Source organism: Pseudomonas sp. JV245A (assembly GCF_032424515.1).
In the GTDB taxonomy this organism is placed as follows: Bacteria; Pseudomonadota; Gammaproteobacteria; order Pseudomonadales; family Pseudomonadaceae; genus Aquipseudomonas; species Aquipseudomonas protegens.
Genome location: NZ_VYKE01000130.1, coordinates 1 through 14916 on the forward strand (window position 1 = coordinate 1; position 14916 = coordinate 14916).

A 14916-nucleotide genomic window follows, 5' to 3' on the forward strand; every position below is an offset into this window, starting at 1 on the left:
CAAAAAAATTGCTCTTATTCGCAAACAAATTTGCACAGTTATTTTCGGATTGGAACACTAGAATAACCGTTACTTTCTCCACTCCCAGAGCCTTCTATGCCAGAACCGGTTGACGCCCCCGGGTTGTCAGAATTACCACTGGACGACCTGGTTGCCTGCCATGAATGCGACTTGTTGATGCGCAAGCTCAAGCTCGCCCTCGGTGAGAAAGCCCAGTGCCCGCGTTGTGGCTATGAGCTCTACGCGCACCGGCACAATGTGGTCGAACGCAGCCTGGCCCTGGTGATCGCGGCCTTGTTGCTCTATGTGCCGGCGAACTTTCTACCCATCATGCAGCTCAATCTACTGGGACAGTCTTCCGAAGACACGGTCTGGAGCGGTGTGCAGGGGCTGTTCGACACCGGTATGGAAGGCGTGGCGGTGGTGGTGTTCCTGTGCAGTATGGGCATTCCCCTGCTCAAGTTGATTTGCCAGCTTTTAGTCCTGCTGAGTATTCGTTGGGACATCGGCCGCAGTTACGGCCTGCTGCTCTATCGCATTTATCACCATCTGCGCGACTGGGGCATGCTCGAGGTCTACCTGATGGGGGTGCTGGTGGCCATCGTCAAGTTGGCCGACATGGCATCCATTACCGTGGGCCTGGGCCTGGTGTGTTTTATCAGTCTGTTGTTGGTGCAGGTCTGGCTGGAGGTGGTGATGTCGCCTCACCAGATCTGGCAAGCGTTATCGGGAGAGGACATACATGCGGGCGATTGAGGCAGGCATTCTGATCTGTACTGAATGCCACGAGTTGAATCGGCAGGAGGCTGACAGCGAAGAGCAGACCTGCACTCGCTGCGGGGCCATGGTTCATCCTCGCCGCCCCAATAGCATACTGCGCACCTGGGCGTTGCTGCTCACCGCCGCGATCCTCTACATCCCGGCCAACGTGCTGCCGATCATGACCGTCAGTTCCCTGGGCCAGGGTGACCCCAGCACCATCATGTCCGGGGTCATCCAGCTGGTGCAGCACGGCATGTTTCCCATCGCTGCGGTGGTGTTCGTCGCCAGTATCCTGGTGCCCACCTTCAAGCTGGTGGGCATCGCCCTGTTGTTGTTTTCGGTGCAACGTCACCAGCCGCTCTCGGCCCGACAGCGGATCATCATGTACCGCTTTATCGAGTTCATCGGCCGCTGGTCGATGCTGGATATCTTTGTCATCGCCATCCTGGTGGCGGTGGTCAACTTTGGCCGGCTGGCCAGCATCGAGGCCAATCTCGGTGCGGTCGCCTTTGCCAGCGTGGTGATTCTGACCATGCTGGCTGCAGTAACTTTCGATCCCCGACTGATCTGGGATAACACGGAGTCGGACGACGACCATGAGTGATTTGCCTACCGCCAAAACCCGCCCGGCCTCCAACTGGTCGGCTATCTGGGTATTGCCCCTGATTGCCCTGATCATCGGCGGCTGGCTGGGCTGGCGTGCCTACAGCCAGACCGGTATCGAGATCCAGTTGCGCTTTGAAAGCGGCGAGGGGATCCAGGCCAACAAGACTGAAGTGGTCTACAAGGGCATGCCCGTAGGTAAGGTCAAGACCCTGGCTCTGGACGATGAGGGCAACTCCAAGGGAGTGATTGCCACGGTCGAGATGAACAAGGACGTCGAACAGTACCTGAAGACCAACACCCGCTTCTGGCTGGTCAAACCCAGTGTCAGCCTGGCCGGGATCACCGGCCTGGAAACCCTGGTCTCGGGCAACTACATCGCCGTCAGCCCCGGGGATGGCGAGCCGAGTCGCAAGTTCAAGGCCCTGGCCGAAGAGCCTCCTTTATCTGATGCCAAACCGGGCCTGCACCTGACCATCAAGGCCGAGCGCCTGGGGTCGCTGAACCGTGGCAGCCCGGTGTTCTACAAGCAGATCCAGGTTGGCCAGATCAAGAGCTTCCTGCTCTCCGAAGACCAGAACACGGTAGAGCTCAAGGTCTATATCGAGCCCACCTATGCCAATCTGGTGCGCAAACACACACGTTTCTGGAACGCTAGCGGCATCAGCATCGACGCCAACCTGTCGGGGGTAAAAGTACGCAGCGAGTCCCTGTCCAGCATCGTCGCCGGGGGGATCGCCTTTGCCACGCCGGAGAATCGCAAGGACAGCCCGCCCACCGACCCAAGCCTGCCGTTCCGTCTGTATGAGGACTTCGACGCCGCCCAGGCCGGGATCCGAGTCAAGGTCAAGCTCACCGATTTCGAAGGCCTGCAGGCCGGGCGCACCCCGGTGATGTACAAGGGCATCCAGGTGGGTAGCCTGAAGGCCCTGAAGGTCGACTCCGACCTGAGCAGCGCCACCGCCGAGCTGACTCTCGATCCCCTGGCCGAGGATTACCTGGTCCAGGGCACCCAGTTCTGGACCGTCAAGCCTTCGATCTCCCTGGCCGGCATCACCGGTCTTGAGGCCCTGGTCAAGGGTAACTACATCGCTATCCGTCCCGGCGACAAGGGCGCCGCGCCCCAGCGCGAGTTCGAGGCCCGGGCCAAGGCCCCGCCGCTGGACCTGCGTGCCCCCGGCCTGCACATGGTGCTGTTCACCGACAACCTGGGGTCCCTGGATGTCGGCAGCCCGATTCTCTATAAACAGGTCAAGGTCGGGTCGGTGCAGAGCTACCAGTTCTCCCACACCCGCAAGCAACTGGTGATCGGCGTCCACATCGAGAAGGAATATGAAGGCCTGGTCAACGGTTCGACGCGCTTCTGGAACGTCAGTGGCATCACCCTGACCGGGGGCCTGACCGGCGGTATCCAGATCAAGAGCGAGTCGCTGCAAAGCCTGATGGCGGGTGGCATCGCCTTCGAGACCCCGCTGCCCAACGTGCCGCTGAAAAAGCGTATTCCACGTTTCCGCCTGTTCGCCAACCAGGAGGAGGCGGCGCAGCGCGGCACCCTGGTGAGCATCAAGGTTGATCGCGCCGACGGCTTGCGGGCCGGCACGCCTGTACGCTTCAAGGGCCTGGACGTGGGCAAGCTGGAAGAAGTGACCCTCAGCGCCGACATGCAATCGGTCATGCTCAAGGCGCGGATCACCGAAGTGCCCGAGCGCATCGCCCGGGTCGGCAGCCAGTTCTGGGTGGTCAAGCCGGAGTTGGGCCTGATGAAGACCTCGAACCTGGAAACCCTGGTCACCGGCCAATACATCGAGGTCCAGCCTGCGACGAAGAGCCAGGGCGTGCAGACCAGTTTTGTCGCCTTGCCGCAACCGCCGGAAGCCAGCGTTCAGGAAGCCGGCCTGATCCTGGTGTTGAGCGCTGCTCGGCGTGGCTCGCTGAAAGTCGGAGTGCCGGTAACCTACCGCGAAGTGGCGGTGGGCAAGGTGACCGGTTACGAGCTGGGCCAGACGGCCGATCGGGTACTGATCCACATCCTCATCGAACCCAAGTACGCACCGCTGGTTCGCAGTGGTACGCGCTTCTGGAACAGCAGTGGATTTGGTGTCGACTTCGGCCTGTTCAAAGGGGCGACGGTGCGTACCGAATCCCTGGAGACCCTGATCCAGGGGGGGATTGCCTTCGCGACGCCGGATGGCGAGCGCATGGGCAACCCGGCGCGGCCTCAGCAGACCTTCCCGCTGTTCGACAAGTTCGAAGAGGAATGGCTGACCTGGGCACCGAAGATCCCCCTGGGCAAATAACCTTCTTGTAGGAGCCGGCTTGCCGGCGAAGAGGCCCTCAGCCCTGCGTCGCGCCAGAGGACGCCTTCGCTGGCAAGCCAGCTCCTACAACAGCTTTCCCATAAAAAAGGCCGCGCTCGGAAGAGCGCGGCCTTTTTCGTTGCAGCGTTACGAAATCAGACTTCGTCCAGCTCCGCTTCTGCTTCCGGCTCTGCGTTCAGCACGGCCTTGACCTGATCGTGACGACGGATGAACTTCCAGTCGGCCTCGTCGATGTAGATGCCGTTCGGTCCGCTGCCACCTTCCAGGTCGATGGCCACCTGGGCCGAAACCTGGGGCTTCACACTGGCCAGGATTGGCACGAAGCCCAATTGCAGGCTGGTTTCCAGCAGCGCCGCCTGGTTGCGCTCGTCGATGTCCGCCGCCTCGTCGAGGTAGTAAGGCAGGCGGATGCGCCCGGCCTGGTCGCGGTCCATCAAGTGCAGCAACAGGTACATGTTGGTCAGCGCCTTGATGGTCATGGTGGTGCCGTTGGACGCCGCGCCATCGATGTCGGTGTGGATGACCGGCTGGCCGTTGACCTTGGTGATCTCGAACGCCAGTTCGAACAGGTCCTTGAGGCCCAGCTGGTTGTGGTTGGCCGCCACCAGCCGCGCCAGGTACTCCTTGGCTTCTTCGTTCTTGTTGTCCTGCTCGGCGCTCTGGCTCAGGTCGAACACCGACAGGGTCTCGCCTTCTTCGTATTGCCCGGCGCTGTGGATGATCTGGTCGATGTGCTTGAGGGCTTCCTTGTTCGGCGCCAGGACGATGCGGAAGCTCTGCAGGTTGGACACCTGGCGCTTGTTGATCTCGCGGTTGAACAGCGCCAGTTGGTGTTCCAGGCTGTCGTAGTCGCTGCGGATATTGCGCAGGGTCCGGGCGATATCGGTGACCGCGGCGCGGCGCGCCTTGCCCAGGGTCAGGGCTTCGTCGGTGCGGTGGGCATAGGCGTTGATCAGCAGCTGCAGGCGCCGCTCTACGTCATCCTCACTGTCGAACTTGGCCACGCCCTTGAGGCGCACCTGGGCATACAGCGCCTCGATCTGCCCGTCGACCCGCTGCAAGCCCTGCCAGCTGTCCTGGTAGTCGTTGAGCAATGGCAGCAGGTTGTCCATGGAGTCGTCCACCGGGTCCATGAACGGCGTGCCGAACGGCAGGTCCGCCGGCAGCAACTGACGGCGACGCAGGGCGTCGTCGAGGGTGCGCTGCTTGGCTTCCATGTCGGCAATCTGCCGGCCCACCAGTTGCAGCTTGGCCGACAGTTGCTGGACGCGTTCGGTGAAGGCGTCACTGGAGCGCTTGAGTTCGTCCTGGGCCGCTTCCATCTGCGCCAGCTGTTCCAGCTTCTCACCTTCCTCGGCGCTCAGGGTCTGGGCACGGCGGAAGTCTTCCAGGGCCTTCTGCGCATCCAGTACCTGCTGGTACAGGGCTTCGGTCTGGGTCTTGCTCGCGGCGCGGTCTGCAGCCACGGCAGCTTGGGTCTTGAGCTGCTTGAGCTCTTTTTCCAGGCGCTCTTTCTGATCCCGCAGGGCGGCGCGGTCAGCCAGGGCCTGCAGGGCTGGCGGCTCGATGTGGGAGATGTCGATGGACAGCCCCGGCACTTCGAAACGCTCGCCCTTGAAGCCATCGAGGATCAGCTCCACCGACTTCACCCACTCGCCGTTGTCGTCCAGGGCGATGCCGTGCTCGCCCAGGGGCAGGCTGAACAGCGCGCTGTTGAACAGGCGCATCAGGCGCTCCACGTCCTGCTGGGAGAACTCCTCGCGCAGGCGGGCATAGCTGTTGTTGTCAGCGTGATCGAGTTGCTGCTTGACCGACTTCAGACGTTTTTCCAGGTCCCGGAGGCGCTCTTCCAGGTCTTCGGCGGAGAACTGCCGCGACTGGGCCAGGGCGCCGGCCAGTTCATCGTGGGCATCCTTGGCCGCCAGCAGTTGCTGTTCCAGGACCTTGACGTCATCCACCAGGGCGAAGCGGTGCTTGAGCACCGACAGTTCGCCGAGCCAGCGCTGGGTGCCGGTGATTTCCCGTTCCAGGCGCATCATTTCCTGGGTGCTGCTGCGTTGGTCGTTTTGCAGCGCGTCCTGCTCGTTGCGGTAGTGCTCGGCCTGGATGGTCAGCTCTTCCTTGCGGGCGCCGGCGTAGTCCGACCAGGTGCCCAGCAGCGAGTCCAGCAACGGTGACAGGCGATGCAGTTTGCCCCGCAGAATGTCCCGCTGCTTCACGCCGTTGGCCAGGGCCTCCACCAGGGGGCCGGCGGCCACCAGGGAGTTGTAGTCCTGCTCCATGCGTCGTACGTCGCGGAAAGCTTCGTCGCACGCGGCGATGTAGTCGACGCTGCCGGAGCGCAGGCTGTGCTCGAAGGCGTCGAGGAACAGCTGCTTGAGCTTGGCCGCGGTGATTTCGCGCATGTGCAGCAGGTTGATGAACAACGCGCGGAAGGTCTTCAGGCTCTGCTCGCTGGTGGAGCGCAGCGGGATCAGGGTCAGGTCCAGGGGGATCGAGGTGTGGCCGCCCACCAGCAGGCGCCGCAGTTCATCGGGCTTGAGCTCATAGGCCTTGAGGCCCTGGCGCTCCAGGTTGGTGAACAGCTCTTTCTGCCGCAGGCAGGTGTCGTCCTTCTGGTAATGCGCCAGGTCCAGCTGGCCGGCGTAGGCGAAGAACTGGTGGCCGAAACCGCCGCCCGGGCCGCGCCCGACCACGCCGATCACATGGGGGCCGTGGGGTAGCGAGACCTCCACCAGGATGTAGCTGGTGTCGGAAGCGAAGTAGAAGCGCCGGGATTGCTCCAGGCTGTACTTGCCGAAGCTCATGTCCGACATGCGCGCCAGAATCGGGAATTGCAGGGCGTTGATGGATGCCGACTTGCCCAGGTTGTTGGCCCCGTACACCGACAGCGGCTCTTCCAGGGGGAACAGGCCGAGGCTGTAGCCGGCGGTGTTCAGTAGGGCGAAGCGGCGGATGCCGTAGCGTTCCTTGCTCATGCGTCGAGCTCCTGTTCTTCGGCGATGGCTCGGGCCAGCGCGTCTTCTTCACTTTCTTCGGACTCGTCGAATTCGCTCAGGTCCAGCGGGTCATCGGTCTGCAGCAGTTTCTCGTCGCTGTCGTTGTCCACCAGCACCGGGGTCGGCAACGGCAGCACGCTGTGCAGGCTGGCGGCCAGGTCGCGGTCCTGCTGCACCGACAGGCAGACATCGAGGAAGCGGTGCATCGGCGGCAGGAAGCGGTAGATCCCCGGCTCCTCGGCGGCAAAACCCAGCTGGGTCATGCGGCGCATGATCTTTTCTTCCAGCTCTTCCTGGGTCTGCACTTCGGCCTGGATGAACAGGTCGCGGTATTTTTCCAGCAGCGACGGCAGTTCGTCGCGGCCCAGGCTGCCGCCGTCGAGCACGGCGATCGGGTCGCGGCCCTGGTCGGCCAGGTGCTCCACCAGGATGAAGGTGAACAGCGCCAGGCGCTGGGCGGTCTTGTTCACCTGGGCGGCGGCGTTGTCCGGCACGAAGTAGTAGAAGCCGCGGGTATCGCACACCAGCTCGAAGCCCAGGGCCTTGAACAGGGTGCGGTACTGGTCCTGGAAGTTCGACAGTTGGGCGTACAGCTCCGGGTCGCGGCGGCTGACGTGGTAACCCTTGAACAGCTCGCGGAAGATCGGCGCCAGCTGGGACAGTTCGGAAAGATCAAGATGCATTGGCGTTGCTCGCAGAATGCTCGGCGGCGTCATCGCGGGCCGAGAGCAGGGCGAAGGAGCGCAGGCTGACCTGGTGCTCCTGGGTGTGGTAGTCGCGACGTTCGAGGCGCTCGCGCTTGAAGCGTTTTTCCCGGGACAGGCGCGAGAACCAGTACAGCAGTTCGTCGGTGGCGCCATCGGGCTCCTGGTCCAGCAGCCAGCTCATCAGGTCCGGCATCGGCAGGGCGTCTTCGCAGCGCTCGAGCATTTCCCGGACCGTACGCGGTGCCTTGGGGGCCACGCCCTTGTGGGTCTTGTGGGCCTTGGGGAAGCGCGCGGGCTTGGGTTCGAAGCGGGCCAGGGCGTAGACATAGGCTTCCACCTGGCCGGAGCTGCCGAGGAAGGTGCTTTGCGGACGGGTGAACATCGGCATGGCGGCCTGGGGCACGGCGTCGATGCCCTTGCGGCGGATGGCCGACAGGGCCAGGGCCGCGCCGCGGGTCACGGCGTTATGACGGCGCGCCTCCTCACGCAGCGGCAGCAGCAGTTCCCGGGCATGGCGCAGGGTCAGCTGGGCGCTGGTCTGCATTTCCAGGATCCGCGCGTGGGTGCGCAGCAGCATGTCGTCGTCCACCAGGTGGCCCAGGCGCTGCTGTTCGGTGAGCATGCGCAGCAGGACGTTCTCCACCTTGCGCACGCCCTGTTCGAAGGCGCCGTCGGCGTTCACCAGTTGGATCATCGGTTCGACGTATTCGTCCCAGGTGGCCAGCACCTCGGCATAACGCTGGCGCAGGGGGATCTGCCGGTCGCTGGTCTTGGCCCGCTCGGCCACGGCCACCAGGGCCTGTTCGTCGTTGGCGAGCTTCTTCAGGACATCGCGCACGCGCATGTCCAGCAGCCGCAGCTGGCGCGCCAGGTCGTTGCCGTCGCGCACGTCGAAGGCGTCCTGGATGTAACCGGCCAGGCGCTCGAGGTGGCGCAGGTAGGCTTCGATTTCCAGGCACAGGCCCAGGCGGTGTTCACGGCGCAGGTAAGCGAGGAAGTCGTGGATCTGCGCATTGAGCTCGAAACGGTTCGGGCTTTTCGCCACCGGGACCAGGATGTCCAGGCGTATCCATACGTCCAGCAGGTGGGTGATGTCCTGGGGCGTGCTGTCCAGTTGTTGGGCAGACAGCTGTGAACGCAGTTCGGCAAGACTCAGGGTGCCTTGGTCGAAGTGCTCGCACAGCGGCTCCAGAAGTGCCCAGTGTTCGGCGAGGGCGCGCAAGACGCGCTTGGGTTCGATCATCGGAATGGCCGGCTGGTTGGCAATGAAAAGCGGCGATTGTACTGCATCAGGGGGCTGACGATTCACCCCCAGGTCCAGGTATGAGACGGACAGTCGCTTTTGTGCGCAATCAACTGCGGGCGATCTTCGGCGAAGGACGGTAGAATCCCCCTCCTCAGTTATCCACAAGTGGCCGACCTTTGCTTATCGAGTCCCGTCGTCGCGCTTATCTGTCCGCCATGCAGGTGGTCAGTTGGCTGCCGCGCAGCGAATTGCCCTTTGCCGCCCCTTCGCGCCCCGAGTTGCTGGCCCTGCCGGAACCGGAGGTGGAGGCGCCGCCTGCCCCTGTGGTCGAGGCCAAGGCCCCCGCGGCGCCGGCGGCAAGGAACGTCGAACGGCCGAAGATCGAGGTGCCGCGCCCCTCCACCGCCCCTGCGCGCCCAGCCAGCAAGGCGCCGACCGAGGGCGAAGAGGCCCCGGCCCCGGTGGTCAAGGCCCCGGTGGTACCGCCGCCGCGTTTTGCCCTGCAGTTGCTGCGGGCCGGCCGTTGCCTGCTGCTGGTGGAGTTACCCACAGGCGAAGCCTTCCAGAGCCGCGACCCGGCCTACCTGTTGCTCAAGGACATGCTGCGCGCCGCCGGCCTGCCGGACAGCCCGCAGATCCTCGCCGAGCCGGTGCGCTGGCCGATGCTGACCCGGGGCAACCTGGACCAGGGCCCCGAGGCTGCGCGGGATTTCGTCCAGGCCTTTGTCGGCGTGCGGATCGAGCAGGAACCCTGTGTCTGCCTGTGGCTGATCGGCCTGCCGGCGGTGCGATTTGCCGGCGAGGCGAATGCCGAATCCTACAACCGCGAACTCCAGGTCGAAGGCCTGGGTTCGGCCTGGGCCCTGCCTGGCCTGGAACTATTGATGGAAGAGCCACAGCGTAAGGCTGATGTCTGGCAAGCCATGCGTCGCTTGATGACGCGCTGGAAAAGCACTGATGAGCAAAATGACCAATGAGTGACGCGTTGACCTTCCGCCTGGCCACCGAAGCGGACCTGGATAGCATCCTGAAAATCGAATATGCGGCGTTCAGCCACCCCTGGACCCGGGGCATTTTCATGGATGCCTTCAAGTCCTACGAGGTCTGGCTGATGTTCGAAGGCAGCCAGCAAGTGGGCCACGGGGTGATCCAGGTGATCATCGACGAAGCGCATCTGCTGAACATCACCGTCAAGCCGGAAAGCCAGGGCCGCGGCCTGGGCCTGCGGTTGCTGGAAGAGCTGATGAAGCGCGCCTACCAGAAGGACGCCCGGGAGTGTTTCCTGGAAGTGCGCTCCAGCAACCAGACCGCCTATCGGTTATACGAGCGTTATGGCTTCAATGAAGTGGGGCGCCGCCGCGACTACTACCCGGCGGTAGGCGGTCGCGAAGACGCCCTGGTCATGGCCTGCACGCTGGTCGACTGAGCCTTTAACTGCACGCGGGCCGCTGTAGGATCTGGCTTGCCAGCGAAGGCGCCATTCGGGGCGATGTACGGCTTGAGGGCCTCTTCGCCGGCAAGCCGGCTCCTGCGGGAGAGCGCGTCATTGAATGCGGTGCAGGGCTCAGGGCTTGCCGTCCAGCGGGTCGCGGCGGGCCAGTTCGGCTTCATCCAGGCCATTGCCGCCACCAATGTTCTCTTCTTCGACAATACTCAGGTCCCAGTCGGCCGGTTTGTCGGCACCGGCCTCATGGGCGGAGCGGGCGCCGTCTTCGCGGATCAGGGTTTCCGGGCTCAGGTCATCATCGCTTGCACCGTCGTCCGTGACGCGGTTGCTGGCGCGGGCGGCGGGTTCGTCGTCATCGAAATGCAGCTCCTCCATGGAGCCCATGCGGTCCTGATCGTCGTCGATGGGTTCGGGCTGGGGGGCGTTGTAGGGGCGTCGTGATTCGTTCATGGCGATTACTCATACTTCGGGACTGGATAAAGGGTGGACCCTTGCACGCCCCTGAAGATTCCCCCGCAAGGGATGGCCGGTATCTGTAGCAATAGGCGTGACCTCGACGGGCGGCCGTCTGTCAAAGCAGCGCATCATTCTTGAGGCTTCACAGCATGAACGAACTACAAGATCTGATTGATAACAACGAGCGTTGGGCCGAAGCGATCAAGCAGGAAGATCCGGACTTCTTCTCCAAACTGGCTCGCCAGCAGACCCCGGAATACCTGTGGATCGGCTGTTCGGACGCGCGGGTGCCGGCCAACGAGATCGTCGGCATGCTGCCGGGCGATCTGTTCGTGCACCGCAACGTGGCCAACGTGGTACTGCACACCGACCTCAATTGCCTGTCGGTGATCCAGTACGCGGTGGATGTACTCAAGGTCAAGCACATCCTGGTTACCGGCCACTACGGCTGTGGCGGCGTGCGCGCCTCTATGCAGGATCGCCAGCTGGGCCTGATCGACGGCTGGCTGCGTTCGATCCGCGACCTGTACTACGAGCACCGTGAAGCGCTGGGGCAGTTGCCCACGGAAGAAGAGCGGGTCGACCGTCTGTGCGAACTGAACGTGATCCAGCAGGTGGCCAACGTCGGCCATACCAGCATCGTGCAGAACGCCTGGCATCGCGGGCAGAGCCTGTCGATCCACGGTTGCATCTACGGCATCAAGGACGGTCGCTGGAAGAGCCTGAACGCCACCATCAGCGGCTTCGAGCAGTTGCCGCCGCAGTATCGGCTGCGTCCGGTGGGCGCGGTCTGATCGTCGCTGGCCGCAGGCGGCGATAGGGCGCAGGCTTGCGGGCTCTGTCAGAGCACCGCGACCCTGCGGGTCGATCGCAGCCTGCGGCAGCGGCTACAGGTTTAGCGGCCGGCTCAGAGGTGCGGTACCTCGGTGCTTGGCGCCGGTGCCGGGGCCTTGAGCTGGTTGAGCTGGGTCTTGACCGGTGCACTGGTGCATTTGGCCGCGGCTTGCTGCTCGCTCAGCTTGCGCACCGAGGTGTAGAACAGCTCGCAGGTCTGCACTTTCTGCGTCACCTGCCAGGTCTGGGTGCAACTGCCGAGCAGGGTGCTCGGGTCCGTCCCCGGCTTGCTGCCCATGCCGGCCTGCCAGCAGGCCGCGCTCAGGTCCTGGCCCATCACTTTCAACCCCGCGGCATCGGCCTTGGCCTGGTCATCGTCGTAGTTCGCCGGGTCTGCCGCGTACCAGATATAGCTCGGGTGGTTGGAGCCCAGCACCGGCACCTTGACCCCCTCGCTGGGGCTGATCTGTGCCAGGCCCAGCACATTCACCGTGACCCCGTACTGCTGCTTGAGCCAATTGCGCACCGGTGCGCCGAAGGCCACCATCGGCAGGGCCGCGCCGCTGGTACTCTGGCTGACCTGCTTGACCATGCTGGTCTGGTAGCTGTTGAAGTAGCTGTAGACCCCCTCCAGGTCCTTGCCGGCACTCGATGGCGCGGCAATCGGCGCGATGTCGACGATGGTCTGGTAGGCCGGGGTCTGCTCGGCGGCGATGCCGTTGGCCGTCAACAGGGTTGCCCAGCGGTCGGTGGTGGCCGACTCCAGATAGTCCTGGGCCTGGGTCAATGAATAGTCCGGCGGGAAGTGCAGCAGCTCGACGCTCTTGCGGTTTTCCAGGGCCATGCCCAGGGGCAGGAACAGGTACCAGCTGTAGGCCCATTTGCCATCGGCATTGAGCTGGCTGGCGCCCTTGTAGGCCAGGTCGCCGGCATCCAGCAGGGCACTCAGGGGCTTGTCGTAGCCGTCCGGCACACCGCTGATGGAGGCCAGGACCTTGTCGCCGGTGGTCTTGACACTGACTTTTGCAGCGCTGTAGCCGTCACGCTGCACGCTCTGGGTCAGGTAGTGAGCCACCGTCTCCTCCAGGGTCCAGTTGCGATAGCAGATCACGTTGCAGTTGTTGGGGTAGGCGAAGAGTTGGGTGACGCGCTGGGGGCTGCCCAGATCGACTTCGACATCGGCCTGTGCCGTCGCGCTCAGGGCAGCAGCGGTCAGCGCCAGGGTCATTCCTGCGAATTTGAACATGCTCAGATCCTTTTCAGCGTGAACCCCTTCGAAGGGGGGCAAGACATACTGAAACAGCACCGAGCGGAGAAACAGCCGGGAGTGAAAAAATATCCATTGCCCCGGCCGCGCAGGGTTCAACCAGGCATGAGGCGCGTCCAGGGAAACTCCGGGGCATGGAGCTGACAGACCCGGATGACCACGATCATGACGACCAGATAGATCGGCTGCCAGGGGCTGAAGTGATTCCAGTGCAAGGCGCCCAGCCAGGGGCTGCGGGCACAGAAATCCGGGTCCGGCTGGCCGATGCGCCGCGAATGCAGCAGGCCGATCAGCACAAAGCCCAGGTAGGCCAGTATCCCCAGGGCCCCCAGCCAATAGCCGAACAGGCCCAGCATGACCGCTTGCGGCACCCCGTGGCGCAGCACCAGCCAGTGCTGGTGCGGATTCAGGCGCTTGGGCACCAGGCGCTCGCTCAACCACAGGTCGATGGCCAGCAGGCGGGCGATCGCAGGGGCCCAGGTGTTGAGCAGGATCAGCCCGAAAATCGCCAGGACACCCCCACAGAACAGCCCCATCATCACTGCAAGTTCTTTGCTGTGTTGAGGCTTGTTCATGAAGTACAGGCTCAGGGCCAACCCTATGGCGACCCCTGACCTGATCCAGCTGTCCACGCCCTGCGGACGCGGCATCAGGTTCTGCCAGAAAAACACATCGCTGCGAGGCAGCCGCTCCAGCAGCGCCGGGAAACGCGAGGCCAGGGTCTGCGACAGCTCCATGCAGGCCTGCCAATGTTCGTCTTCGAAGTGCCGGGTCAGGGCGACCTGGCGACGTCGGGGCATGGGGTTCAGCAGCAGGCGAGCCGCGGCAACGTCCGGCGTCGCTTCGCCGGGTTCCCCGGCGTTGGCCAGCAGCTTTTGATAGAAGGCCTCCTGCTGGCAGCGCTCGATCAGCGACTGCCAGAGCCACGCCGGTTCAGGGGTGTTGCCACGGCTTTCGTCCCAGCCGAACAACTGGCATACCCGATCGAACAAGGGTACCTGCCAGGCTTGCTGCTGCAGTAACTGCAGCATTTCATGCTGCCAGTTCTGGCGATGATCGAAGATCCGCAGCCAGGGTTGTGCGCAGTAGCTCGTCAGGCGTTCGAGGAAGGCCCGCTCCTGGCCGGCTTGCAGCAACGCTTCCAGCGTCCGGCGGTATTCCTGCAATAGCGTCTTGACCAGGAATGCCTCTTGCCAGGCCTCCATGGGCGGTTGTTGCCAGGGTGTCAGCCAGTCCAGATGCTCGGCGGCCCAGCCGATGATCGCGGCGTATTGCTCGGGGTGGGCGCAGCACGCCACCAGCAGGCGCTGCAGGAAATCGTTCTCGCAACCCTCCTGCCGAGCCTGTTGCCAGCGCTCTGGCAGGTTCTCGACGCTCAGCCCCTTGAGCAGCGGCAATGCGCTAGTGGCTGGAGCGGGTAGGGGGGCGGGATCCTGCGGGGCGGGCGGGACCCAGTCCGCCAGCGGTTCGACGGACAGGGGGACGTCTTCAAGCAGGCTGGCCCATTGCTGGGCCTGGGAAGGGCCCCTCGGCGTTGGCCGCGGGGCGGCCGCGTCCATCTCTATCAGGCCCGACCAGGCCTGCAGGTTGTCCGGGGGCGGTGCCTTAGTGGAGGCGGTCTGGATCACCGCGACTTCATCCGCGATCTCTTCCCGCCAGCGGGCCAGTTGCAGCGCCTGCTCATAGGCTTCACGCAGGCGCTGGAAGCCTTCGGCATCCTCGTCCGGACGGGTGATCTTCAACTGCCGGGCATAGCTGCGCTTGATGCTGCGTTCGTCGGCGTCCTCGGGCAACTCCAGCAGGGACCAGCAATCCATGTTGCCGCTCCTCAGTGCCAGTGGCCGTTTTCCAGGTGTTGCAGTTGTTCACTGAGCTGGCTGCGCACTTCGCGGATCTTGCGCTCGTCCTGGGTTTCCAGCACTTGCTGGAATTGCCCGGCCCAATAGCCGATCTGTTCGCGCAACTCCCCCAGGCTCTCCTGATACAGGCGTTCCAGTCGGGCGCTGAGCAGCGTGTTGACCTGCTGGTCGCGGGGGTGAATCTTCAATTGCGCCAGGGCCTTGAGGCGCTCCTGGATTTCTTCCGGAGTCAGCACGCCGGGGTTGTTTTCGATCACCAGGGAATGGCTTTCCCCGGTCAGCGGGATGCTCACCTGGGCTTCCAGAAGGCCGTTGATGTCGTAGGTGAAGCGCACGTCCAGCGAGACTTCGCCGGCGGGGCGCTTGGGCACGCGCATTTCCAGCTGGCCCAGGGCGACGTTGTCGCGTACCAGGCGGC

General features: G+C 63.7%; 13 protein-coding genes. 6 read left to right on the forward strand and 7 right to left on the reverse strand.

The window, feature by feature from the left end:
- Positions 1–96: 96 nt before the first annotated feature.
- The 3 genes from F6S12_RS24845 to F6S12_RS24855 are packed head-to-tail and all read left to right on the forward strand — an operon-like array spanning position 97 to position 3662.
- Positions 97–756 (forward strand): paraquat-inducible protein A, encoded by a 660-nt coding sequence (locus F6S12_RS24845; RefSeq protein WP_315869412.1) that lies wholly within the window; start codon positions 97–99, stop codon positions 754–756.
- The gene (locus F6S12_RS24850; RefSeq protein WP_015637044.1) at positions 743–1366 is read left to right on the forward strand and encodes a paraquat-inducible protein A; all 624 of its coding nucleotides are present in this window, start codon (positions 743–745) and stop codon (positions 1364–1366) included. The genes F6S12_RS24845 and F6S12_RS24850 overlap by 14 nt, the downstream gene beginning before the upstream one ends.
- A complete protein-coding gene (locus F6S12_RS24855; RefSeq protein WP_315869413.1) occupies positions 1359–3662 on the forward strand; it encodes a PqiB family protein in 2304 nt (767 codons plus the stop codon). The genes F6S12_RS24850 and F6S12_RS24855 overlap by 8 nt, the downstream gene beginning before the upstream one ends.
- A gap of 155 nt (positions 3663–3817) precedes the next feature.
- On the opposite strand, the gene mksF is transcribed toward F6S12_RS24855, so the two are convergent.
- The 3 genes from mksF to mksB are packed head-to-tail and all read right to left on the reverse strand — an operon-like array spanning position 3818 to position 8632.
- Positions 3818–6661 (reverse strand): Mks condensin complex protein MksF, encoded by a 2844-nt coding sequence (mksF, locus tag F6S12_RS24860; RefSeq protein WP_015637042.1) that lies wholly within the window; start codon positions 6659–6661, stop codon positions 3818–3820.
- The gene (gene mksE, locus F6S12_RS24865; RefSeq protein ID WP_015637041.1) at positions 6658–7365 is read right to left on the reverse strand and encodes an Mks condensin complex protein MksE; all 708 of its coding nucleotides are present in this window, start codon (positions 7363–7365) and stop codon (positions 6658–6660) included. The genes mksF and mksE overlap by 4 nt, the downstream gene beginning before the upstream one ends.
- Complete coding sequence (mksB, locus tag F6S12_RS24870; protein WP_041120711.1) at positions 7355–8632, reverse strand: Mks condensin complex protein MksB; 1278 nt, start codon at positions 8630–8632, stop codon at positions 7355–7357. Before mksB ends, mksE begins: the two co-directional genes overlap by 11 nt.
- Before the next feature lie 179 nt (positions 8633–8811).
- Between mksB and F6S12_RS24875 the strand changes: the two genes are divergently transcribed.
- Positions 8812–9612, forward strand: a complete 801-nt coding sequence (locus F6S12_RS24875) for a hypothetical protein (RefSeq protein WP_015637039.1) — start codon at positions 8812–8814, stop codon at positions 9610–9612.
- Positions 9609–10061: a ribosomal protein S18-alanine N-acetyltransferase gene (rimI, locus tag F6S12_RS24880; RefSeq protein ID WP_011063479.1), complete on the forward strand. Its 453-nt coding sequence runs from the start codon at positions 9609–9611 to the stop codon at positions 10059–10061. Before F6S12_RS24875 ends, rimI begins: the two co-directional genes overlap by 4 nt.
- A gap of 138 nt (positions 10062–10199) precedes the next feature.
- Here rimI and F6S12_RS24885 read toward each other — a convergent pair whose 3' ends face one another.
- A complete protein-coding gene (locus F6S12_RS24885) occupies positions 10200–10532 on the reverse strand; it encodes a hypothetical protein (protein WP_011063478.1) in 333 nt (110 codons plus the stop codon).
- 155 nt (positions 10533–10687) lie between these two features.
- Between F6S12_RS24885 and can the strand changes: the two genes are divergently transcribed.
- Complete coding sequence (can, locus tag F6S12_RS24890; RefSeq protein ID WP_011063477.1) at positions 10688–11332, forward strand: carbonate dehydratase; 645 nt, start codon at positions 10688–10690, stop codon at positions 11330–11332.
- 113 nt (positions 11333–11445) lie between these two features.
- Here the strand turns inward: can and F6S12_RS24895 are convergent, their stop codons facing one another.
- The 3 genes from F6S12_RS24895 to F6S12_RS24905 all read right to left on the reverse strand — a co-directional run.
- Positions 11446–12618, reverse strand: coding sequence for a hypothetical protein (locus F6S12_RS24895; RefSeq protein WP_041120710.1), 1173 nt, complete (start codon positions 12616–12618; stop codon positions 11446–11448).
- A gap of 116 nt (positions 12619–12734) precedes the next feature.
- Positions 12735–14456 carry a J domain-containing protein gene (locus F6S12_RS24900; RefSeq protein ID WP_315869414.1) on the reverse strand — a complete coding sequence of 574 codons (1722 nt, stop codon included), beginning with the start codon at positions 14454–14456 and terminating at the stop codon, positions 12735–12737.
- Between the two features lie 11 nt (positions 14457–14467).
- A partial coding sequence (locus F6S12_RS24905; RefSeq protein WP_315869415.1) for an Hsp70 family protein occupies positions 14468–14916 on the reverse strand: 449 nt, incomplete at its 5' end.